Annotated in this window: 22 protein-coding genes; 13 read left to right on the top strand and 9 right to left on the bottom strand. The window is 61.1% G+C overall.

Features of this window, described 5'->3' with window-relative positions; all coding sequences use genetic code 11:
- Nucleotides 1-233: 233 nt before the first annotated feature.
- From GIW28_RS21820 to GIW28_RS21805, 4 genes are all read right to left on the bottom strand, one after another.
- Nucleotides 234-1,358: an IS481 family transposase gene (locus tag GIW28_RS21820; RefSeq protein ID WP_017135449.1), complete on the bottom strand. Its 1,125-nt coding sequence runs from the start codon at nt 1,356-1,358 to the stop codon at nt 234-236.
- A gap of 220 nt (nt 1,359-1,578) precedes the next feature.
- Nucleotides 1,579-2,385 carry a sulfite exporter TauE/SafE family protein gene (locus tag GIW28_RS21815; RefSeq protein WP_017136251.1) on the bottom strand — a complete coding sequence of 269 codons (807 nt, stop codon included), beginning with the start codon at nt 2,383-2,385 and terminating at the stop codon, nt 1,579-1,581.
- Nucleotides 2,386-3,630: an NAD(P)/FAD-dependent oxidoreductase gene (locus GIW28_RS21810; protein ID WP_236447926.1), complete on the bottom strand. Its 1,245-nt coding sequence runs from the start codon at nt 3,628-3,630 to the stop codon at nt 2,386-2,388.
- 51 nt (nt 3,631-3,681) lie between these two features.
- The gene (locus GIW28_RS21805) at nt 3,682-4,017 is read right to left on the bottom strand and encodes an ArsR/SmtB family transcription factor (RefSeq protein ID WP_017136253.1); all 336 of its coding nucleotides are present in this window, start codon (nt 4,015-4,017) and stop codon (nt 3,682-3,684) included.
- Nucleotides 4,018-4,111: 94 nt separating this feature from the next.
- On the opposite strand from GIW28_RS21805, the gene GIW28_RS21800 reads away from it, so the two are divergent.
- Complete coding sequence (locus GIW28_RS21800) at nt 4,112-4,975, top strand: MBL fold metallo-hydrolase (protein WP_017136254.1); 864 nt, start codon at nt 4,112-4,114, stop codon at nt 4,973-4,975.
- 121 nt (nt 4,976-5,096) lie between these two features.
- Here GIW28_RS21800 and bkdR read toward each other — a convergent pair whose 3' ends face one another.
- Entirely contained in the window at nt 5,097-5,585 is a 489-nt protein-coding gene (gene bkdR / locus GIW28_RS21795) for a Bkd operon transcriptional regulator BkdR (protein ID WP_017136255.1), read from the bottom strand.
- A gap of 195 nt (nt 5,586-5,780) precedes the next feature.
- On the opposite strand from bkdR, the gene GIW28_RS21790 reads away from it, so the two are divergent.
- From GIW28_RS21790 to GIW28_RS21770, 5 genes are all read left to right on the top strand, one after another.
- On the top strand, nt 5,781-7,016 hold the full coding sequence (locus GIW28_RS21790) for a 3-methyl-2-oxobutanoate dehydrogenase (2-methylpropanoyl-transferring) subunit alpha (RefSeq protein ID WP_017136256.1): 1,236 nt from the start codon (nt 5,781-5,783) through the stop codon (nt 7,014-7,016).
- A 1-nt stretch (nt 7,017) separates the two neighbouring features.
- Complete coding sequence (locus GIW28_RS21785) at nt 7,018-8,076, top strand: alpha-ketoacid dehydrogenase subunit beta (protein ID WP_138450567.1); 1,059 nt, start codon at nt 7,018-7,020, stop codon at nt 8,074-8,076.
- On the top strand, nt 8,077-9,342 hold the full coding sequence (locus GIW28_RS21780; protein WP_169988133.1) for a dihydrolipoamide acetyltransferase family protein: 1,266 nt from the start codon (nt 8,077-8,079) through the stop codon (nt 9,340-9,342).
- A gap of 3 nt (nt 9,343-9,345) precedes the next feature.
- On the top strand, nt 9,346-10,725 hold the full coding sequence (gene lpdA / locus GIW28_RS21775; protein WP_017136259.1) for a dihydrolipoyl dehydrogenase: 1,380 nt from the start codon (nt 9,346-9,348) through the stop codon (nt 10,723-10,725).
- 224 nt (nt 10,726-10,949) lie between these two features.
- Complete coding sequence (locus GIW28_RS21770; RefSeq protein ID WP_177034293.1) at nt 10,950-11,969, top strand: branched-chain amino acid aminotransferase; 1,020 nt, start codon at nt 10,950-10,952, stop codon at nt 11,967-11,969.
- A gap of 66 nt (nt 11,970-12,035) precedes the next feature.
- Here GIW28_RS21770 and GIW28_RS21765 read toward each other — a convergent pair whose 3' ends face one another.
- Nucleotides 12,036-12,929 (bottom strand): GNAT family acetyltransferase, encoded by an 894-nt coding sequence (locus GIW28_RS21765; RefSeq protein ID WP_169988131.1) that lies wholly within the window; start codon nt 12,927-12,929, stop codon nt 12,036-12,038.
- A gap of 284 nt (nt 12,930-13,213) precedes the next feature.
- On the opposite strand from GIW28_RS21765, the gene ctlX reads away from it, so the two are divergent.
- From ctlX to GIW28_RS21730, 7 genes are all read left to right on the top strand, one after another.
- Entirely contained in the window at nt 13,214-14,140 is a 927-nt protein-coding gene (ctlX, locus tag GIW28_RS21760; protein WP_017136261.1) for a citrulline utilization hydrolase CtlX, read from the top strand.
- A gap of 11 nt (nt 14,141-14,151) precedes the next feature.
- Complete coding sequence (locus GIW28_RS21755) at nt 14,152-15,198, top strand: ornithine cyclodeaminase (RefSeq protein WP_170040874.1); 1,047 nt, start codon at nt 14,152-14,154, stop codon at nt 15,196-15,198.
- A gap of 226 nt (nt 15,199-15,424) precedes the next feature.
- The gene (locus GIW28_RS21750; RefSeq protein ID WP_236447801.1) at nt 15,425-16,204 is read left to right on the top strand and encodes an ABC transporter substrate-binding protein; all 780 of its coding nucleotides are present in this window, start codon (nt 15,425-15,427) and stop codon (nt 16,202-16,204) included.
- A 141-nt stretch (nt 16,205-16,345) separates the two neighbouring features.
- Nucleotides 16,346-17,047, top strand: coding sequence for an ABC transporter permease (locus GIW28_RS21745; protein ID WP_017136263.1), 702 nt, complete (start codon nt 16,346-16,348; stop codon nt 17,045-17,047).
- A complete protein-coding gene (locus tag GIW28_RS21740; RefSeq protein ID WP_056861353.1) occupies nt 17,044-17,757 on the top strand; it encodes an ABC transporter permease in 714 nt (237 codons plus the stop codon). The genes GIW28_RS21745 and GIW28_RS21740 overlap by 4 nt, the downstream gene beginning before the upstream one ends.
- A 3-nt stretch (nt 17,758-17,760) precedes the next feature.
- Entirely contained in the window at nt 17,761-18,591 is an 831-nt protein-coding gene (locus tag GIW28_RS21735) for an ABC transporter ATP-binding protein (RefSeq protein ID WP_178111031.1), read from the top strand.
- A 4-nt stretch (nt 18,592-18,595) separates the two neighbouring features.
- Nucleotides 18,596-19,093 (top strand): Lrp/AsnC family transcriptional regulator, encoded by a 498-nt coding sequence (locus GIW28_RS21730; RefSeq protein WP_003192319.1) that lies wholly within the window; start codon nt 18,596-18,598, stop codon nt 19,091-19,093.
- Between the two features lie 144 nt (nt 19,094-19,237).
- On the opposite strand, the gene GIW28_RS21725 is transcribed toward GIW28_RS21730, so the two are convergent.
- From GIW28_RS21725 to GIW28_RS21715, 3 genes are all read right to left on the bottom strand, one after another.
- A complete protein-coding gene (locus GIW28_RS21725; RefSeq protein ID WP_017136265.1) occupies nt 19,238-20,071 on the bottom strand; it encodes a TIGR03915 family putative DNA repair protein in 834 nt (277 codons plus the stop codon).
- Complete coding sequence (locus GIW28_RS21720; RefSeq protein WP_017136266.1) at nt 20,068-21,288, bottom strand: putative DNA modification/repair radical SAM protein; 1,221 nt, start codon at nt 21,286-21,288, stop codon at nt 20,068-20,070. Before GIW28_RS21720 ends, GIW28_RS21725 begins: the two co-directional genes overlap by 4 nt.
- 179 nt (nt 21,289-21,467) lie before the next feature.
- A complete protein-coding gene (locus GIW28_RS21715; RefSeq protein WP_017136267.1) occupies nt 21,468-22,805 on the bottom strand; it encodes a lysine N(6)-hydroxylase/L-ornithine N(5)-oxygenase family protein in 1,338 nt (445 codons plus the stop codon).
- Nucleotides 22,806-22,869: the final 64 nt, after the last annotated feature.

Genomic DNA, 22,869 nt, shown 5'->3' with positions numbered 1-22,869 from the left:
CGATGGCCGAACGCAGGCTTGAATCCGTGGGTAACCCGGCAGGACGCCGGGTTAGCCGCGCTGGGCCAAGGATGGCCCATCGCGGCGGCCCACGGATTCAAGCCGGAGTGAGGGCATGCCGAGCCTAGGCGAGGCACCGAGTGGTGGGGCGAAGACCTTTTGGTTACTTTTGGGGCGTTTGCTGTACGGACCGGACACATGGTTGACACATGTGCGGGGACATGGTGGACGCATTATTGACCATAATCAGGCTTACTAATGTCGATTGTTCGCAAAAAGTGATGGCAGAAATAGACGTCGAACAGACCATCGCTTTCTGCGTTCGGGCGGATTGCTATGTGCTGTCCTACCAAGCCTTTTGCGATGCTGAAGTAGCGTTTTTGGAAGCGAAAACGGCTGTGATAAACCTTGGCTAACACGTCGTCTGGTCCGTATTCAAACTCAGGTAGCTTTTGCGGATAAGCCCAAGGACTGCTGCGATAGCGGTCCATGGGCACCTTGTATTCCAGCGCCTGATGAGGACGTTGCAGGTTGTATATTTCACGCCATTGATCGAATGCTGATTGAGCATCCGCTAGCGTAGAAAAGTGACGCCCGTTAAGGACTTCTGCCTTGAGTGATCGATGAAAACGCTCGATTTTCCCATTTGTTTGCGGATGGTAGGGACGACTGAAACTTATCCGAATTCCCAAACGCACCAGCCAAATACTCAACTCTGTGATCTCGCCAGGATTACGCGGTGAGCCCCATGGCGCGCCATTGTCGACGTTGATACGTGCCGGTAAACCGTAAGTTTCAAATACCTCGCTCATCTTCTGTTTTACGGTGGTGCCTCGCTCGTTATCACACGCTTGGATGGCCAGGTTGAACCGCGAATGATCGTCCAGGATGGTCAGGGGGTGGCATCGGCCTTGCTGCATTGCAAAGTGGCCTTTGAAATCCATCTGCCAAAGATCGTTGGGCTCAGGATGTTCAAATCTCAGCCGGGCCTCTGGTTCTTTCTCTGAAGGCTTAATCAAGCTGTGCCGGTGCAGGACATTAGTGACAGTACTGGGAGCAATTCGCTTGTCCAGCATGCTGCTAATTGTGCGTCCGCCCCATGCCGGATGATCTTGGCGAAGTGCAACGACCTCAGCCTCCAGCTCGGCCCGGGTCAGTTTGGGGCTGCTGGCGGGCCTGCGTGACTTCTCTTGCAAACCTGCAGAGCCGCCGGCCTCGTAACGCTTTAGCCACTTGTAGGCGGTTTGCGGACTTATACCAAATCGTCGACACAGCTCTCGCTTATTACTGCCGGGTTTCTTTGCTAAGGAAACAAACTCTTGTTTTAGGCTCATGGCGTCTCTCGTGTTCCAGGGCATGATGGCCTCCCGGCGAAGCTGGCTTCGCCGAGAAGTGTCCACCATGTCCCCGCACACCCGTCAACCATGTGTCCGGTCCGTACATGTCTTTACAAAAGTGACCCGCCGTAAGGGCGGAACCCTAAGCAGCCGTTACCGCAGCAACGGATATGTACACCACCAAAAGACCGCCATCGCAGACAAGCCAGCTCCCACAGTCGGACTGTGTTGCACATCAGCATCAAAGCGCAGCCTTGACCAGCATCCCCGCAGCCACCACCACACACAGGCTGGCAAACCCCACCTGCAACGCCCGCGCCGGGATCACCGAACACAAACGCCGACCAGCCAACATGCCGACAATACTCGCACCGATAAACACCCAGCCCATCGGCTCAATGCTCACACCGGCCTGCATCGACCCAGCCACGCCGATCAGCGAAATCAGGCTGATCACCATCAAAGAGGTGGCGACAATCCCGCGCATCTGCACATCGGTCAGTTGCTTGAACGCCGGCACGATCAGGAAGCCACCACCCACGCCAAGCAAGCCCGATACCGCGCCAGTTACCGCACCCAACGCGGCCAGAGTGGCACTGCATTTGGCAGTCCAGGCCAGGCGCCCGGTCTGCTGGTTGAGCATGCAGTTTTTCTGGCCCCAGGACGCGGCGCCATGGTCGCTTGGCCCGGCCTCGACCTTTTCGCGTTGCAACATGCGCCACGCCACCAGCACCATCAAGGCGCTGAACAGGCCCATCAGCAGGTGTTCGGGCAACTGGTGCGCAATAAACACACCCAGTGGCGAAAACAGCGCACCGAGCAAGGCGATCAATAACGCGGCGCGGTAACGCACCAGGCCATGGCGCAACCCGTCAATGGCGCCGACCGCCGCCGCCGCGCCCACGGCGAGCAACGACACCGGCGCCGCCTGGGTCATGGTCAAGCCCAGCCCCAGCACCAACGCCGGCACCCCGAGGATGCCACCGCCCGCGCCGGTCAGGCCCATGACCAGGCCCATCAATAAACCCAACAGACTTGCCAGCAGCATTTAATCCACCTTGCTCAGGCGGGTCAGCCACTCGCGGCCCTTGAGCATGCCGTTCCAGTAGAACCACGGCAGCAGCGTGGCCTTGAGGAACCACATCGAGCGACGTGCCTGGGTCGGGTCCAGCGGGAAGGTCGGCAGCAGCTTGCCGCCATAGCCGAACTCGGCCAGCACCACCTTGCCCTTCTCCACCGTCAACGGGCAGGAACCATAGCCGTCGTACTTGAGCGGCAGCGGCGCCTGTTTGCGCAGGGCCAGCAGGTTTTCGGCCACCACCACGATCTGCTTGCGCACGGCGGCTGCGGTCTTGGCGTTGGTGGTGCCGCACACATCGCCGAGGCCGAAGATATGCGGGTAGCGCAGGTGTTGCAGGCTGTGCGGGTTCACCTCGCACCAACCGGCGGGGTCGGCCAACGAGCTCTGGCGGATAAAATCCGGGGCCACTTGCGGCGGGACCACGTGCAACAGGTCGAAGGATTTTTCTTCGACGGTGGCCTTGCCTTCGGCGTCTTTGACTTCAAACCAGGCTTTGCGCGCCGGGCCATCGACCTTGACCAGGTTGGCGTTGAACGCCAGGCGGGCGTTGTATTTCTCTACGTACTTCATCAATGGCGGCACAAAGGTCGCCACGCCAAACAGCGCGGCGCCGGCCAGGTTGAATTCGACGTCGATGTTTTTCAGGTTACCCTGCTTGAGCCAGTGATCGCAGGACAGGTACATGGCTTTTTGCGGCGCGCCTGCACATTTGATCGGCATGGCCGGCTGGGTAAAGATCGCCTTGCCGCCTTGCAACTGCTGCACAAGCTGCCAGGTGTAGGCCGCGTGCTCGTAGCTGTAGTTGGAGGTCACGCCGTTCTGGCCAAGGGTCTGTTCCAGGCCGTCGATTTTTTCCCAGGCCAGGCGCAGGCCGGGGCACACGATCAGGTTGTTCCAGCTCACGCGCTGGCCGTTGTCGAGCACCAGGGTTTGCTCGTCGGGCAGCAACTCGGCGACAGCGGCCTGCACCCAGGCGACGCCATTGGGCAGTACGTCGGCCAACGGCCGTCGGGTCTTTTTCAGGTCGTAGGCGCCGCCACCGACCAGCGTCCAGGCCGGCTGATAGCAGTGGTAGTCGTTAGGTTCGATGAGGGTGATGTTCAGCTGCGGGTCGCGTTTGAGCAGGCTGGCCAGCAGGCCGATGCCCGCCGAGCCGCCGCCGATGACTACGATGTCGCCACTGATGGTCGGTCCCCAGTGTTGCTCGGTCATGGTCTTTTGCCTTTTATCGTCAATGCACACAAGGGTCGTTGCCGTATGGCGTCACGCCCAGCTTTTTATGACCGCGCCGCAGTACAAGCCGGACAAGGTCTTCATCACTTGAATCACTTCGTGGCTGGCCAGCCCGTAGAAAATGTATTTACCTTCCCGACGGGTGGCGACCAACCCTTCGTCACGCAAAATGCCCAACTGTTGTGACAGGGTGGGCTGACGCACGCCGGTCATGGTTTCCAGCTCGCCGACGTTGCGCTCGCCCTGGGTCAACTGGCACAGGATCAACAGGCGGTCCTCATTGGCCAGTGCCTTGAGCAAGGAGCACGCCTTGGACGCCGATGCGCGCAACTGGGCGACTTCGCCCTCACTCAGAGTAGATTCCATTTGCCTCGGGTCCTTTATGTCACTTAAGCTCAAAACATTATGTGTAAACGTAAACTGATTGTAACCACTTTTTTCGTTTCCGGGGACCGCCGCCATGCCAGCGTTGATTCAAGCCTTTCTGGACGAGGCATCGTCGACCTTCACCTACGTCATTTATGAACACGATGGCGGCCCGTGCGCCATCGCCGATTCGGTACTCAATTACGACCCCGCGTCCGGGCGCACGGATACCGCCCAAGCCGATAAAGTCATCGCGTTCGTGCGTGAGCACGGCTTGCAGGTGCAGTGGCTGCTGGAAACCCATGCGCATGCCGATCACTTGTCCGCTGCGCCTTACCTGCGCCGCACGCTCGGCGGCAAAATCGCCATCGGCCAATCCATCAGTAAGGTCCAGGATGTCTTCAAGAGCCTGTTCAACCTGGAGCCGGAATTCCGCGTCGATGGCTCGCAGTTCGACCACCTGTTTGCGCCGGATGAAATCTTTCATATCGGCAACTTGAAGGCCCAGGCGCTGCATGTGCCTGGCCACACCCCGGCCGACATGGCGTACCTGATCGACGGTCGTTTGATTCTGGTAGGCGACACGCTGTTCATGCCGGATGTAGGCACCGCGCGTTGCGACTTCCCTGGTGGTGACGCGCGACAGTTGTATGCGTCGATGCGCAAGCTGCTGGCCTTTCCATTGGAGACTGAACTGTACGTGTGCCATGACTACCCGCCTGAAAGCCGCGAGGCCAAGTGCCTGACCACGGTCGCCGAGCAGCGCGCGGGCAATATTCATGTGCATGACGGGGTGGATGAGGCGGCGTTTGTAGAGATGCGCACCCAGCGTGATGCCGGGTTGGGAATGCCGACGCTATTGCTGCCGGCGATTCAGGTAAATGTGCGCGCGGGGAATATGCCGCCGGCGGAAGCAAACGGGGTGACGTATCTGAAGATTCCGCTTAACCAACTGTAAAAAGCGCCGATTCCTTTGTGGGAGCTGGCTTGCCTGCGATAGCGATGCATCAGTAACCCGTGTGTCAACTGGCCCACCGCTATCGCAGGCAAGCCAGCTCCCACAATTGTCCTGTGTTGTGTCAGGAACCCAGGCTGATGCCATTAGCCGGCAACGGCAGCGCGGTCTTGTAGCGCACCTGCTTGAGCGCAAAGCTCGAGCGAATATTGGCCACGCCCGGCACCTTGGTCAGAAAGTCCATCATGAAACGCTCCAGCGACTGGATCGTCGGCACCAGCACCCGGATCAGATAATCCGGGTCGCCCGCCATCAGGTAACACTCCATCACTTCCGGCCGGTCAGAAATCGCGCCTTCGAACTGCTGCAATGCCAGTTCATTCTGCTTTTCCAGGCTCACATGAATGAACACATTCACGTGCAGCCCCAGCAGATCGGCGTCCAGCAACGTGACCTGATCACGGATAAGCCCCAATTCCTCCATGGCCTTCACCCGGTTAAAGCATGGCGTGGGCGACAGGTTGACCGAACGGGCCAGGTCGGCGTTGGTAATGCGGGCGTTCTCCTGCAGGGCATTGAGAATGCCGATATCGGTACGGTCCAGTTTGCGCATGAGACAAAATCACCTGTTTATTATGTTTATGCAGTTTTTTTATCCGCAAATGGTCTTGAGCGCAATGAAACACAGATAAATATTCTTCTACGCCACGCCTATGATGTTTGTAGGACAAGATTTCTCCTATCCGGAGACTGACTGTCAGCTAGCGCGCCCACTACAAGAAATTCACAAGATCGAGCGTAGAAAGCCATGAACCAGCCGTATGCACCACTGCGCCTGCACGTTCCCGAACCCTCGGGCCGCCCAGGCTGCAAGACCGACTTTACCTACCTGCGCCTGACTGACGCAGGTACGGTGCGCAAACCCGCCATCGACGTAGAACCCGCCGACACCGCTGACCTGGCCAAGGGCCTGATCCGCGTGCTTGACGACCAGGGCCAGGCTCTTGGCCCGTGGGCTGAAGGGGTATCCGCCGAGATCATGCGTAAAGGCATGCGCGCCATGCTCAAGACGCGCATCTTCGACAACCGCATGGTGGTCGCACAGCGTCAGAAAAAAATGTCGTTCTACATGCAAAGCCTTGGCGAAGAAGCCATCGGCAGCGCCCAGGCGCTGGCCTTGAATATCGACGACATGTGCTTCCCCACCTACCGCCAGCAAAGCATCCTGATGGCCCGCGAAGTGCCGCTGGTGGACCTGATCTGCCAACTGCTGTCCAACGAGCGCGACCCGCTCAAGGGCCGTCAGTTGCCGATCATGTACTCGGTCAAGGACGCCGGGTTCTTCACCATTTCCGGCAACCTCGCCACCCAATTCGTGCAAGGCGTGGGCTGGGGCATGGCCTCGGCGATCAAGGGCGACACCAAGATTGCCTCAGCCTGGATCGGCGACGGCGCCACCGCCGAATCGGATTTCCACACCGCCCTCACCTTCGCCCACGTGTACCGCGCGCCGGTCATTCTCAACGTGGTCAACAACCAGTGGGCCATCTCCACCTTCCAGGCCATCGCCGGCGGTGAAGCCACCACCTTCGCCGGACGCGGCGTGGGTTGCGGCATCGCCTCCCTGCGTGTGGACGGCAACGACTTTATCGCCGTGTATGCAGCGTCTGCCTGGGCCGCCGAGCGTGCGCGCCGCAACCTTGGGCCAACCCTGATCGAGTGGGTCACCTACCGCGCCGGCCCGCACTCCACCTCGGACGATCCGTCCAAATACCGCCCGGCCGATGACTGGAGCCACTTCCCGCTCGGCGACCCGATTGCGCGCCTCAAACAGCACCTGATCAAAATTGGCCAGTGGTCCGAAGAAGAGCACACGGCAGTCAGTGCCGAGCTTGAGGCCGAAGTGGTCAAGGCGCAGAAAGAAGCCGAACAGTACGGCACCCTGGCCGGCGGCCAGATTCCAAGCGCCGCGACCATGTTCGAAGACGTTTATAAAGAGATGCCGGAGCACTTGAAGCGCCAGCGTCAAGAGTTGGGGGTCTGACATGAACGATCACAACAACAGCATCGAATTGGAAACCGCCATGACCACCACCACCATGACCATGATCCAGGCCCTGCGCTCGGCCATGGATGTGATGCTTGAGCGTGACGATAACGTGGTGGTGTTCGGCCAGGACGTCGGCTACTTCGGCGGCGTATTCCGTTGCACTGAAGGTTTGCAGAACAAGTACGGCAGCTCGCGGGTGTTTGACGCGCCAATCTCCGAAAGCGGCATCGTCGGCGTTGCCGTGGGCATGGGTGCCTACGGCCTGCGCCCGGTCGCCGAGATTCAATTCGCTGACTACGTGTACCCGGCCACCGACCAGATCATCTCCGAAGCCGCCCGCCTGCGTTATCGCTCGGCCGGCCAGTTCACCGCACCCTTGACCATGCGCATGCCGTGCGGCGGCGGCATCTACGGCGGCCAGACCCACAGCCAGAGTATTGAAGCGGTGTTCACCCAGGTCTGCGGCCTGCGCACGGTGATGCCGTCCAACCCGTATGACGCCAAGGGTCTGTTGATCGCCTCGATCGAAAACGACGACCCGGTGATCTTCCTCGAGCCTAAGCGCCTGTACAACGGCCCGTTCGATGGCCACCACGATCGCCCGGTCACACCCTGGTCCAAACACCCGCAAGCGCAAGTGCCGGACGGTTACTACACCGTACCGCTGGACGTGGCCGCCATCGTGCGTCCGGGCTCGGCGGTGACGGTGCTGACCTACGGCACCACCGTATACGTGTCGCAAGTCGCCGCCGAAGAAACCGGCATCGACGCCGAGGTCATCGACCTGCGCAGCCTGTGGCCGCTGGACCTGGAAACCATCGTCAACTCGGTGAAAAAGACCGGCCGTTGCGTGGTGGTGCATGAAGCCACCCGCACCTGCGGCTTTGGTGCCGAACTGGTGTCGCTGGTGCAAGAGCATTGCTTCCATCACCTGGAAGCGCCGATCGAACGCGTCACCGGTTGGGACACGCCCTACCCGCACGCGCAAGAGTGGGCGTATTTCCCAGGGCCGTCCCGCGTGGGCGCGGCGTTGAAACGGGTCATGGAGGTCTGAATGGGCACGCACGTTATCAAGATGCCGGACATTGGCGAAGGCATTGCAGAAGTTGAACTGTCGGTATGGCATGTAAAAGTCGGCGACCTGGTGGTTGAGGACCAGGTGCTGGCGGATGTGATGACCGACAAGGCGATGGTGGACATTCCCTCGCCGGTGCACGGCAAAGTGATTTCTCTGGGCGGCGAGCCCGGCGAAGTCATGGCGGTGGGCAGTATTTTGATCAGCATTGAAGTCGAAGGCGCCGGGAATGCCAAGGATGCGCCGGTGGTGGCTGAGCCGGTGAAAGCTGCGCCAGCGCCGGTGGTTGAAGCCAAGCCAGCGCCTGCGCCTGTGGCTGAAGCAAAGCCAGTTGCCAAACCTGCTGCGGCACCGGTTGCGCGTGACGCGAACGAACGCCCGTTAGCTTCGCCTGCCGTGCGCAAACACGCGCTGGATGCCGGCATTCAGCTGCGTCTGGTACAGGGCAGCGGCCCGGCAGGTCGGGTGCTGCACGAAGATCTGGACGCTTACCTGCAACAAGGTGCAACCCAGGCTTCGGCAACCGCCAACCCTTACGCCGAACGCAACAGCGAAGAACAGATCCCGGTGATCGGCATGCGCCGCAAGATCGCCCAGCGCATGCAGGACGCCACCCGCCGCGCCGCGCATTTCAGCTACGTGGAAGAAATCGACGTCACGGCGCTGGACGAGCTGCGCGTGCACCTTAATGAGAAGCACGGCGCCACACGCGGCAAATTGACCTTGCTGCCGTTTATCGTGCGCGCCATGGTCGTGGCGTTGCGCGACTTCCCGCAGATCAACGCACGCTACGACGACGAAGCCCAAGTCATCACCCGCCTGGGCGCGGTGCATGTGGGCGTCGCCACCCAAAGCGATGTGGGCCTGATGGTGCCGGTGGTACGTCACGCCGAAGCCCGCAGCCTGTGGGGCAACGCCGAGGAAATCGCACGTTTGGCCAGCGCCGCGCGCAATGGCAAGGCCAGTCGCGATGAACTGTCGGGCTCGACCATCACCCTGACCAGCCTCGGCGCGTTGGGCGGCATTGTCAGCACGCCGGTGCTGAACCTGCCGGAAGTCGCCATTGTCGGCGTCAACCGCATCGTTGAACGGCCGATGGTAATCAAGGGCCAGATCGTGGTGCGCAAGATGATGAACCTCTCCAGCTCCTTCGATCACCGTGTGGTCGACGGCATGGACGCGGCGCAATTCATCCAGGCCATTCGTGGCCTGCTCGAACAACCCGCCAGCCTGTTTTTGGAGTAAGGCATGCCTCAGACATTGAACACCACGCTGCTGATTATCGGCGGCGGCCCTGGCGGTTATGTGGCGGCGATCCGTGCCGGCCAGCTGGGCATCCCGACCATTCTGGTCGAGGGCCAGGCGCTGGGCGGCACCTGCCTGAACATCGGCTGCATTCCCTCCAAAGCCTTGATCCACGTGGCCGAGCAGTTCCAGCAAACCGTGCACCACAGCCAAGGGTCGCAACTGGGCATTGAAGTGGATGTGCCGACCCTGGACATCCGCAAGAGCGTGGAATGGAAAGACGGCATTGTTGATCGCCTGACCACCGGCGTGGCCGCCTTGCTCAAGAAGCATAAAGTGCAGGTGATCCACGGCTGGGCCAAGGTGGTGGACGGCAAGACCGTCGACGTCGGCGACCAGCGCATTCAGTGCGAGCACCTGCTGCTGGCCACCGGCTCGAAAAGCGTCAACCTGCCGATGCTGCCGATTGGCGGGCCGATCATCTCGTCAACCGAAGCACTGGCGCCGACCCGCGTGCCCAAGCGCCTGATTGTGGTGGGCGGCGGCTATATCGGCCTGGAGCTGGGCATTGCCTATCGCAAGCTCGGCGCCGAGGTCAGTGTGGTCGAGGCACAGGAGCGTATCCTGCCGGCCTACGATGGCGAACTGACGCTGCCGGTGGCCGAATCGCTCAAGCAGTTGGGGGTCAAGCTGTACCTCAGCCACAGCGTCACCGGTTTCGAAAACAACAGCCTGCAGGTACGTGACCCGAACGGCGACACGCTGTCGCTGCAAACCGATCAGGTGCTGGTGGCCGTGGGCCGCAAACCCAACACCCAGGGCTGGAACCTCGAAGCGCTGAACCTGGCGATGAACGGCGCGGCGATCAAGATCGACAACCGTTGCCAGACCAGCATGCGCAATGTGTACGCCATCGGCGACCTGAGCGGTGAGCCGATGCTGGCGCACCGGGCCATGGCCCAGGGCGAGATGGTCGCCGAACTGATCAGCGGCAAACACCGCGAGTTCAACCCGGCGGCGATCCCGGCGGTGTGCTTTACCGACCCTGAGCTGGTGGTGGTCGGCAAGACCCCGGACGAAGCCAAGGCGGCCGGCCTGGACTGCATCGTGTCGAGCTTCCCGTTTGCGGCCAATGGCCGGGCGATGACGTTGGAGTCGAAAACCGGCTTTGTGCGCGTGGTCGCGCGGCGTGACAACCACCTGATTGTCGGCTGGCAGGCGGTGGGGGTTGGTGTGTCCGAGCTGTCTACGGCCTTTGGCCTGTGCCTGGAGATGGGTTCGCGCCTGGAAGATGTGGCGGGCACGATCCATGCGCATCCGACCCTCGGCGAAGCGGTTCAGGAAGCGGCTTTAAGAGCATTGGGCCACGCGCTGCACCTGTAAAACCGTGGTGAGGCCATCGCAGGCAAGCCAGCTCCCACAGGGCAATGTATTCCAAATGTGGGAGCTGGCTTGCCTGCGATAGCGGTGTATCAGCCAATACACACGCTCAATGGTCCGCCCACCTGCTCCCACACCGGCCAAGAATGAAGTATTGTTGCGCCCATCCAGAAAAAAACCGACAAGCCTGCCTTCGACCAGGCGGTTGACCAGAGATAGAGGGTGTCATGGGTAACGAAAGCATCAATTGGGACAAATTGGGTTTTGACTACATCAAGACCGACAAGCGGTTTCTCCAAACCTGGAAAAACGGCGAATGGCAAACAGGCACCCTGACCGACGACAACGTGCTGCACATCAGCGAGGGCTCGACGGCCCTGCACTATGGCCAGCAGTGCTTTGAAGGCCTCAAGGCCTACCGCTGCAAGGACGGCTCGATCAACCTGTTCCGTCCGGACCAGAACGCCGCCCGTATGCAACGCAGCTGCGCACGCTTGCTGATGCCGCATGTGACCACCGAAGACTTCATCGAAGCCTGCAAACAAGTGGTCAAGGCCAACGAGCGGTTCATCCCGCCGTACGGCAGTGGCGGCGCGCTGTACCTGCGCCCGTTCGTGATCGGCACCGGTGAAAACATCGGCGTGCGTAGCGCACCGGAGTTTATCTTCTCGGTATTCGCCATCCCGGTCGGCGCCTACTTCAAGGGCGGCCTGGTGCCACACAATTTCCAGATCTCCACGTTCGACCGCGCCGCGCCACAGGGCACCGGCGCCGCCAAGGTCGGTGGCAACTATGCGGCCAGCCTGATGCCGGGCGCTGAAGCAAGGAAATCCGGTTTCGCCGACGCGATCTACCTGGACCCGATGACCCACTCGAAAATCGAGGAAGTCGGTTCGGCCAACTTCTTTGGTATCACCCGCGACAACCAGTTCATCACGCCGAAGTCGCCTTCGGTGCTGCCAGGCATCACCCGCCTGTCGCTGATCGAACTGGCCGAGACCCGCCTGGGCCTGAAAGTGGTCGAGGGCGACGTGTTCATCGACAAACTGGACCAGTTCAAGGAAGCCGGCGCCTGCGGCACCGCTGCCGTGATCTCGCCAATCGGCGGCATCCAGTACGACGGCAAGCTGCACGTGTTCCACAGCGAAACCGAAGTGGGCCCGATCACCCAGGCGCTCTACAAAGAACTGACCGGCGTGCAGACCGGCGACGTTGAAGCGCCAGAGGGTTGGATCGTCAAGGTCTAACCCCAAAAAACGCAAAACCCAATGTGGGAGTGGGCTTGCCAGCTCCCACATTTGATTTCGGTGTGCTCACAAGTCCTTGGGAATATTCACCGCAATCTTCTTGCCCATGCTGATCCTCGGCTCCACCCCATACCCCAACGCCTCGTAGAACCCCACCACCGCGTCATTGCCCCCCGTAATCTGCAGGTTGATCTTCATGCAACCCAACGCAGTCAACGCCTGCTCGGCATAGCGCACCAGCGAAGCACCCAGGCCCTGCCGACGATAATCGCGGTGCACCGCCACCGAATACAACCAGCCGCGATGCCCGTCATAGCCGGCCAGAATAGTGCCGATCACGGCCTTTTTATCCGTCGCCACAAAGAACAACCCATCGTTTACCGCCAGCTTTTTGTCGATTGCCAGGCTTGGCAGGTTGTGCGCGGTGTCATAGCCAAACGCCTGCTGCCACAGCGCCACCACCTGGGATCGGTGCGGACGATCGCGATATGGCCCGATGGGATGGCGCGATAACAAGGCCTTCTCCATCACGAGCGTGCGCTCATTGCCATGGTAAACGTCGCGTACCGTGTGAAAGCCCAGCTTGGTATAAAACGGCTCGGCCGTCAGCGATGACGGCACGCTCAGGACCGTCACCCCGGCTTCAACGGCCCGCAGCTCAATCTCGATCATCAGCAGCCGGCCAATGCCCTGCCCTTGCAACGCCGGGTTGACGAATACCGAGCGCACCACATTGCCATCAAGGGCGGCGGTGGCGACGATCATCTGATCCTGGGTCGCCACCAGCACCACCCGGCGCTGGAGCAAGGCCAGCACGGCGTCGGGTGTGAAGTTGCTGGCAACCCGAGCAATCACATCTGCCGGGTAGTCCCGCGCATTGCTGCTGTGCAAGGCTGCCAGGATGACCTGGCTGATGCCCTCGGCATCGGTGGGTTGGGCAAGACGAACAGCGGTAGACATGCATTCTCCTTCCTGGCTCGGGTTTCGCGACCGCCACCATACTAATGTGGGAGCTGGCTTGCCTGCGATAGCGGTCTGTCAGTCAGCGCATCTGGCGCAGACAGACCGCCATCGCAGGCAAGCCAGCTCCAACAGTTTGATTGCATTTCAACTCGCCAGCCGATTCGGCTGCCCTACCCCACTTTTCAGCTTTCCCGGCTGAGCCGCCCCGCTATATCAGCCGGGATTCACCCGCCACAGCGCACAAAATAGCCCCACTGCTCAACCCATGGATTCGTGCCCCCATGCAAACCACCAACACCGTCTTGATGATTCGCCCGGCGCGCTTTGCCTTCAACCCGGACACCGCGATCAACAACCGCTTCCAACGCCAGCCACTTGACCCGCTGAGCGTGCAGCAAAAAGCGCTGCAGGAGTTCGACGGTTATGTCGATACCCTGCGCCAACATGGCGTAGAGGTGCTGGTGGTGCAAGACACCCCGGCGCCCCACACGCCCGACTCGATCTTCCCCAACAACTGGTGGAGCAGCCACGCCGATGGCAGCCTGGTGCTGTACCCGATGGAAGGCCAGAACCGACGACTGGAGCGCAACAAAGGTGTGCTGCAAGTGCTGGAGCAGCGTTTTGCGATCCATAGCACCATCGACCTCAGCCCCCTCGAACAACAGAACATCTTCCTCGAAGGCACCGGCAGCATGGTGCTCGACCGCCAGCACCGTATCAGCTATGCCTGCCACTCCGGGCGCACCCACCAAGACGCCTTGCGCCAGTTCGCCGAACGCCTCGACTACCAACTCTGCGTCTTCCACGCCGTCGACCGCCACCACGCGCCGATCTACCACAGCAACGTGATGATGAGTGTCGGCCGCGACCTCTCGGTGGTGTGCCTGCAAGCCCTGCCCGATGCCAGCGAACGCCAGGCCCTGGAACGCTCGCTGCGCGACACCGGCAAAGACATCCTTGCCCTCGACTTCGACCAGCTCGAAGCCTTCGCCGGCAACATGCTTGAAGTCCACGACCGTGACGGCCAGCCGCTGCTGGTGATGTCGGCCAGCGCCTGGAGCGCCCTGCACCCGGCCCAGCGCACGCATGTAGAACGCCACACCCGCCCGGTGGTGGTGAACATCGACAACATCGAACGCATCGGCGGCGGCAGTGCCCGCTGCATGCTGGCGGAAGTGCACCTGCCCGCCCGCGCCTCATTTCAATAAGGAGTCTTGCCATGACCCGTTATATCGACGTCAACGACCTCAGCTACCTGGTTTCACAAAAAGGCCTGCAAACCTGCATCAGCGAAATGGCCGAATACATCCGCGCCGACTACCTGCGCTGGCAGGACTTCGAAAAGTGCGCGCGCCTGGCCAACCATTCGCCGGACGGCGTGATCGAGCTGATGCCGGTGTCCGACGCCTCGCTGTACGCCTTCAAGTACGTGAACGGCCACCCGAAGAACACCCTGGCCGGCATGCTCACAGTGATGGCCTTTGGCGCCCTGGGCGATGTCGACACCGGCAAGCCGGTGCTGCTGGCCGAAATGACCCTGACCACCGCGATCCGCACCGCGGCCACCTCTGCCCTGGTAGCCCGCTACCTGGCGCGCGACAACAGCCGCAGCATGGCGTTGATCGGCAACGGCTCGCAAAGCGAGTTCCAGGCCCTGGCCTTCCACGCCATGCTCGGTATCACCGAAATCCGCCTGTTCGATATCGACGCCAAGGCCACTGCCAAGCTGGCGGCCAACCTCAAGGCGTTCCCGGCGATCAAGGTGATCCTGGCCGCCAGCGTGGCCGAAGCGGTCAAAGGCGCGGACATCGTCACCACCGTCACGGCCGACAAGGCTTACGCCACCATCCTCACCGACGACATGATCGAGCCCGGCATGCATCTGAATGCCGTGGGTGGCGACTGCCCCGGCAAAACCGAGCTGGACCGCCGCATCGTCGAGCGCGCCCGGGTGATCGTCGAGTACGAACCGCAAAGCCGTATCGAAGGTGAAATCCAGCACATGCCGGAAGATTCGCCGGTGACCGAGCTGTGGCAAGTGATCAATGGCCAGCAGCCCGGCCGCGAGAACGCGCGCCAAGTCACGCTGTTCGACTCGGTGGGTTTTGCCATCGAAGACTACTCGGCCCTGCGTTACGTGCTGGACGTGGCCAAGGCGCTGGATGTGGGCAGCACACTTGAGCTGGTGCCGGACCTCGCCGACCCGAAAGACCTGTTTGCACGCCTGGCCCAACAGCCACGCGTACAGCACAAAAAGCGCGCCTGAAACCGCTCTGGCCTGCCGCTTTGCGCCCAAGGCAGGCCGGATTTACATCAGTTAAAAGCCGATTTTGCGCGTGCCGCAGCCGATTCCGCTGCATTGCGCTTTTTAACAGCGCAATTTGCGCTTTATGCACGGGGTAAACGACACAAAAAACGCACCACCATGAAGCATTCTCTGCTCCCAGCGATTCACCGCCCTTACATCAATTACAAAATATAGGGACTGTCACATGACTCCATTGCGATCACTCTTCGCCGCGTTGCTGTTGCCACTGTGCGCCAGCGTCGCCCACGCCCAGGACTGGAAAGAAATCCGCTTCGGCGTGTTCCCCGAATACCCGCCCTTTGAGTCCGTCGCCGCCGACGGCAGCCTGCAAGGTTTTGATATCGAGTTGGGCAACGCCATCTGCGCCAAGCTCGAAGTCAAATGCACCTGGGTGCACAACGAATTCGACGGCATGATCCCGGCCTTGCGCGCGCGCAAGTTCGACGCGATCATGTCGTCCATGGCGGTCACACCGGCTCGCGAAAAAGTCATCGACTTCAGCGACCGCCTGTTCCTCAGCCCCACCTCGGTGATCACCCGTAAAAACGCCGAGTTCGGCGACACGCCGGAGTCGCTCAAAGGCAAGCAGGTGGGCGTGCTGCAAGGTTCACTGCAGGAAGCCTATGCACGTGCGCACCTGGCCAGGCTCGGCGCGCAGATCAAGGCGTACCAGTCCCAGGAGCAGAACTACGCCGACCTGCAAAACGGCCGCCTCGACGCCACCCTGACCGACAAGCTCGAAGCCCAGCTCAACTTCCTGTCCAAGCCTGAAGGCGCCGACTACAAGACCGGCCCGGCCTTCAAAGACCCGACCTTGCCGCTGGATATCGCCATGGGCTTGCGCAAGAACGACGCCGAACTGCGTGCGCTGATCAATAAGGGCATCGCCGCCGTGCAGGCCGATGGCACCTACGCACAGATCCAGAAGAAGTACTTCGGCGATCAGGATATCTACAACGAGTAAGCCTGTGGGAGCGGGCTTGCCCGCGATAGCGGTGGGTCAGCCACTGTAAATGTTGACTGATAGGCCGCCATCGCAGGCAAGCCAGCTCCCACACAAGCCAGCTCCCACCGTTAATCTCTGTGCTTGATCGAGATCTCCTCAATGAACGAACTCCTCAACCTGCAAGGCTACGGCCCGATGCTGGCCCAGGGTGCCTGGATGACGCTCAAGCTGGCGTTGCTGGCGCTGACCCTGAGCCTCGCCCTGGGCCTGATCGCCGCCGGCGCCAAGCTTTCGAGCGCCAAATGGCTGCGCGTGCCCGCCACCCTGTACACCACGCTGATACGCAGCGTACCGGACCTGGTGCTGATCCTGCTGATTTTCTACAGCCTGCAACTGTGGCTCAACGACCTGAGCGAAGTGTTCGGCTGGGATTACTTTGAAATCGATCCGTTTACCGCCGGGGTGATCACCCTGGGGTTTATCTACGGCGCGTATTTCACCGAAAACTTTCGCGGCGCCATTCTCAGTGTGCCGGCCGGGCAACTGGAAGCCGCCACCGCCTACGGCCTGAGCCGCTGGCAGCGTTTTCACCTGGTGCTGTTCCCGCAACTGATGCGCTTTGCCCTGCCGGGCCTGGGCAACAACTGGCTGGTGCTGCTCAAGTCCACGGCGCTGGTGTCGATCATCGGCCTGTCGGACCTGGTCAAGGCTGCGCAAAACGCGGGCAAGACCACCAATGAGCCACTGTACTTCCTGATCCTCGCGGGCCTGGTGTACCTGGTGATCACCACCCTCTCCAACCGCATCTTCAAGCGCCTCGAACGGCGCTACAACCTCGGCATCAAGGGGATGGCGCGATGATCGAACTGTTCCAGCAATACGGCCTGGCCTACCTGTTCAGCGATGGCACAGGGTTGTCCGGAGTCGCCATGACCTTGTGGCTGTTTATCATCTCGGTGGTCGCAGGTTTTGTGCTGTCGATCCCGCTGGCGCTGGCGCGCGTCTCGCAGCACGTCTGGCTGCGCTGGCCGGTGGAGGTCTACACCTATCTGTTTCGTGGCACGCCGCTGTATATCCAATTGCTGATTTGCTACACCGGGCTTTACAGCCTGGAAGTGGTGCAGGACAACGCGCTGCTTAATCAGTTTTTCCGTAATGCGCTCAACTGCACGTTGCTGGCGTTTGTGCTCAACACCTGCGCCTACACCGTGGAAATCTTCGCCGGGGCGATCCGCAACATTCCCCACGGCGAAATCGAAGCTGCGCGTGCCTATGGCCTGCACGGCTGGCGCCTCAACCTGTTTGTGGTGGTGCCCGCCGCGCTGCGCCGTGCGCTGCCGGCCTACAGCAATGAAATGATCCTGATGTTGCACGCTACCTCGCTGGCCTTTACCGCCACCGTCGCCGATATCCTCAAGGTCGCCCGCGACGCCAACGCCGAGACGTTCCTGACGTTCCAGGCTTTCGGCATCGCCGCCCTGCTCTACATGCTGCTGTCCTTTGCACTGGTGGGCCTGTTCCGACTGGCCGAACGTCGCTGGATGCGTTTTCTTGTTCCTACCCGAGGCTAACCCATGAATCAGTCCGCGCAGGCCCTGGCCGCTTACCCTGTTGACGCCCCCGTTGCCAAACCGGCAACCGCTGCGATCAAGCTTCAAGTCGAAGGCATCCACAAACGTTACGGCGACCACGAAGTGCTCAAGGGCGTATCCCTCAATGCACGCAACGGCGACGTCATCAGCCTGATCGGCGCCAGCGGTTCGGGCAAAAGCACGATGCTGCGCTGCATCAACTTTCTCGAACAGCCGGACGCCGGGGTCATCACCCTCGATGGCATCAGCATCGAAATGCGCCAGGGCCGTGCCGGCACCCGCGCGCCGCACCAGGAACAACTGCAAAACCTGCGCACACGCCTGGCCATGGTGTTCCAGCACTTCAACCTGTGGAGCCACATGACCGTGCTGGAAAACATCACCATGGCCCCGCGCCGGGTGTTGGACGTGAGCGCGGCAGAGGCGGAAAAACGCGCACGCCTGTACCTGGACAAGGTCGGCCTGCCCGGCCGCGTGGCCGATCAATACCCGGCGTTTCTGTCCGGCGGCCAGCAACAACGCGTGGCCATCGCAAGGGCATTGGCGATGGAGCCGGAAATTATTCTGTTCGATGAACCGACCTCAGCGCTGGACCCGGAACTTGTAGGAGAAGTCCTCAAAGTCATACAGACGTTGGCCGAGGAAGGTCGTACCATGCTGATGGTCACCCACGAAATGGGCTTTGCTCGCCAGGTGTCCAGCCAAGTGCTGTTTTTGCACCAGGGCCGAGTCGAGGAACAAGGCGGCGCCGAGATCCTCGACCATCCCAACAGCGAACGCTTGCAGCAATTTCTTTCCAACCGTTTGAAGTGAACTCATGGATACCAAGGCCAACGGACCCCACTCTTCGCCCACGCTGGACCGCATCGATGAGGCGATCATCGACGTGTTGCGCCACCAGGGGCGTATCACCTACGAAAAGCTTTCCTCGCTTGTACACCTGACACCCAGGCCGTGCCTGGAACGGGTGCGCAAGCTGGAGCGACGCGGGGTGATCCGTGGTTATGGGGCGATCATCGATGTGCAGATGGTCTCGCCAGGGCTGTCGCTGCTGGTGCTGGTGGCCTTGTCCAATCAGAGCGGGCGCTCGGCGCAGAAGGCCTTTGAGGCCTGCGTCAAAGCCTGCCCGCAGGTGTTCGAGTGCCAACTGATCAGCGGGCCGTTCGACTACAGCTTGCGCATGCGCTGCCGGGATATGGAGCATTACCGGGTGCTGACGGAGACCTGGCTGAACAACGATGAGCTGCACATCGATAAGTTGGTGGCGCATCCGGAGTTGGCGGTGGTCAAAAACACCGCGACCGAACTGGCCTGAAACCCACGCTAGATCGTTCCCACGCTCCGCGTGGGAATGCATCCAGTGACGCTCCGCATCACGACCTCAAAGCAGACGCGGAGCGTCCAGGGCGGCATTCCCACGCAGAGCGTGGGAACGATCATCGAGCCAGCTCCCACATTTTTAACTGTGCCCGCTTGAGATTTTCTTGCCCGGTCTGGCCCCGATCAGCTTCGCCTGCCCATCCTTCTGCTTGCCCGTGCGCGCCTCGCTGATCAACCCCGGTATCAGCTTGCCCTCCGGCAGATTCTTCCAGAACCGGCTGGGCAAATGCCCTTCCATCACTTTGGGGTTTAGCCGCGCCGGGTTGAAGATATGGCTGTAATAGGTCAGCCACATCGCACTGTGTGGGTCTTCGACATTTTGCGCCAACTGTTGCCATGCCTCAGGGCACTGGCGTTGATGAATCAACTGCTCACCGTCGTAATACACACCGTCCAAAGGCGTTGCGATCATCCAGCGATGGCGGCCCATGCGCCCGACAAAATGCTGGCTGGCGGACTTCAAGATGTCATGGGCCGGCTCATGCCACGCCACATACTCCGGCAACTGCGGGCCGGCCTGCGCAGGCAAGGCAATAAACCGCACAAACGCATGCAGGTGATGGGCCTCGCGGCTGACCTGTTTGATGCGCCGCTGTAACTCACTGCCCAACTTGTCCCCGGCCAGCATCGCGGTGCGGTCGCCATGGCTGACACGCCACAACACCTCATACAACAGGCTCCAACGTTGATCACCGTGGTAACACGCGGCCGATTCCAACAACTCCAGCAACGCCTTGGGGATTCGTGCCTGAAACGGCCCGAGCTGCTCAGGCACAGGCTCGTCCGTGGCAAACAGGTCCGCCACTTCGGCCTCACCCCAGCTCACCTGGCTGGGGTCGACCTGATGGCTGAGCAGCCAGCGCGCCTGCTCGCGCCAGGTGCTGAACAGGTTGTCGCATTCCAGGCTGATCATCCCCACAGCCCCATTTGTTGCGGCTGAGGGCGATCGCGCAATTGCTCGCGCAGCAGCACGCTGGTGCTGTCTGCCTGTTGCGGGTGGTAGTCGCTGGTGATGAAAAACGGCTTGGCCTTGGCCAGCACGCAACGCATGCGCGCCAGGTCTTCAAAGCGAATTTTGCGTTCGCGGCGCAGGTCGACCAGGCGCTGGGTGGTGCGCAGGCCAATGCCGGGGATACGCGCGATCAGCGTGGGTTCGGCGCGGTTCAGGTCCAGCGGGAACACCTCGCGGTGCTCCAGCGCCCACGCCAGCTTGGGGTCGATATCCAGCGCCAGATGGCCTGGGCCTTCGAACAGCTCATTGGCGCTGAAACCGTAACTGCGCAGCAGAAAGTCGGCCTGGTACAGGCGGTGTTCACGCATCAGCGGCGGCGCGGCCAGCGGCACACTTTTGGGGCTGTTGGGGATGGGGCTGAACGCCGAGTAATACACGCGCCGCAGCTTGTAGTTGCCATACAGTGCCTCGGCACCGTGCAGGATGGTGCTGTCGTCGGTGTCATCGGCGCCGACGATCATCTGCGTGCTCTGCCCCGCTGGCGCAAAACGCGGTGCGCGCGGCTCGTTGAACACCGTCTGCTCGCCGGTGTAGATGGTCTGCATGGCTTGCTTGATCGAGCCGATCTGCTTCTCCGGCGCCAAGGTTTGCAGGCTGGCGTCGGTGGGCAACTCGATGTTCACGCTGAGGCGATCGGCATAACGCCCGGCTTCGACGATCAGCGCAGGGTCGGCTTCGGGAATGGTCTTGAGGTGGATGTAACCGCGAAAGTCATGCTCTTCGCGCAACAGTTTGGCGACTCGAACCAGTTGCTCCATGGTGTAGTCGGCCGAGCGGATGATGCCGGAGCTGAGAAACAGCCCGCTGACGCAATTGCGTTTGTAGAAGTCCAGGGTCAGGGTAACCACCTCCTCCGGGCTGAAACGCGCACGGGGCACGTCGCTGGAGCGGCGGTTGACGCAGTATTGGCAGTCGTACAGGCAGAAATTGGTGAGCAACACCTTGAGCAACGACACACAACGCCCGTCCGGCGTGTAGCTGTGGCAAATGCCCATGCCATCGGTAGAACCCAGCCCGGCCTTGCCCTCGGAGCTGCGCTTGGGCGCGCCACTGCTGGCGCAGGAAGCGTCGTACTTGGCGGCGTCGGCGAGGATGCTGAGTTTTTCGATCAACTGCATGAAGGGCTACCGATACTGGTTTTTTGTACAGTACCAATAGCCCGACGTTGTCACAAGTGCCGTCTGTAGGAGCGCGCCTTTTGTGGCGAGGGAGCTTGCTCCCGCTGGGCTGCGAAGCGGCCCCAAAAACGTGCGGGCGCTACGCACCCGAGCGGGAGCAAGCTCCCTCGCCACAGTAATCAGCTGGCAGTGGCCAGCAGTAAATCCTGCACCGAGCGCGCCTTGCCACGGTGACGATCGTTTTCATACAACGAGGCGGCAATCTCATCGGCCCGAATCGGCAGTACCGACAGCAAGGTGTCGCTCAAACCATGGCTGGCCTGGCTGAACCCCTGGATATAGATACCGGCCTTGCAGCGCTCGTCGGTGACGATCCGATAGTCGCGGGCCACTTCGAAGTCGCCCATATAGGCTTGCAGGGGCGCCAGCAGTTCGCGGTGCATCTGGCGCTCATAGCCGGTGGCCAGGATCACCGCATCGTAATGGCTCACGCTGGTGTCGCCGTTGGCGTTGTTGCGCAGCACCAGTTCGATGCCCAGCGGCCCGGCCGTGGCTTGCTCGACCACGGTCATGGTGCGGAAGGCCTGGCGGTTGATACCGGAGACTTTCTGGCGGTAAAAAATCCCGTAGATGCGCTCGATCAGGTCCAGGTCGACCACCGAATAGTTGGTGTTCTGGTACTCGGCCACCAGGCGCTCACGCTCGGCGCCGACTTGCTGGAACACCAGGTCGGTAAAGGCCGGCGAGAACACTTCGTTGACGAATGGGCTGTCGTCCGCCGGTTTGAGCGCCGAACCGCGCAGGATCATGTCCACCTGCACCGACGGGAAGCTGTCGTTGAGGTCGATAAAGGCTTCGGCCGCGCTCTGCCCGCCGCCGATGATGGCAATGCGCATAGGCTTGCCGTCCACGCACGGCTGCTGGGCCATGCGCTCGAGGTATTGGGAATGGTGAAACACCCGGCCGTCGTCCTTGAGCGCCTTGAACGCCTCCGGCACACGTGGCGTGCCGCCGGCGCTGACCACCACCGAACGGGTGGTGCGCACATGCTGTTCGCCCTGGGCATCACGGGAAATTACGCGCAACGCTTCAACCTGCTGCTGGTGCAGGATCGGCTCGATGGCCAGCACTTCCTCGCCATACCGCGCCTGGGCCTGGAACTGCCCGGCGACCCAGCGCAGGTAGTCGTTGTACTCCATGCGGCACGGATAGAAAGTGCCCAGGTTGATGAAGTCCACCAAACGGTCGTGGGCCTTCAGGTAGTTGACGAACGAGTACGGGCTGGTGGGGTTGCGCAGCGTCACCAGATCCTTGAGGAACGAAATCTGCAGTTCGCTCTGGGTGACCAGGGTATTGCCGTGCCAGCGGTAGTCGGCCTGCTTGTCGAGAAACACCACGTCCAGTTTGCCCTGGGCTTTTTCACGCTCCTGCAGGGCGATGGCCAGCGCCAGGTTCGAAGGGCCGAAACCGATCCCGATCAGATCGTGAACCGCGGGCGAAGCAATTGCCTGTGTCATTCCAGTGTCCTCTGGATAAGCCCCTTGGCGGTGGGGCGGGAATACCTGCAAAGCCTGAACAACA

The organism is Pseudomonas sp. PA-5-4B (genome assembly GCF_021606215.1).
In the GTDB taxonomy this organism is placed as follows: Bacteria; Pseudomonadota; Gammaproteobacteria; order Pseudomonadales; family Pseudomonadaceae; genus Aquipseudomonas; species Aquipseudomonas edaphica.
Note: the sequence above shows the minus strand (reverse complement) of the source record. Positions and strands in the feature narration are given on the sequence as shown.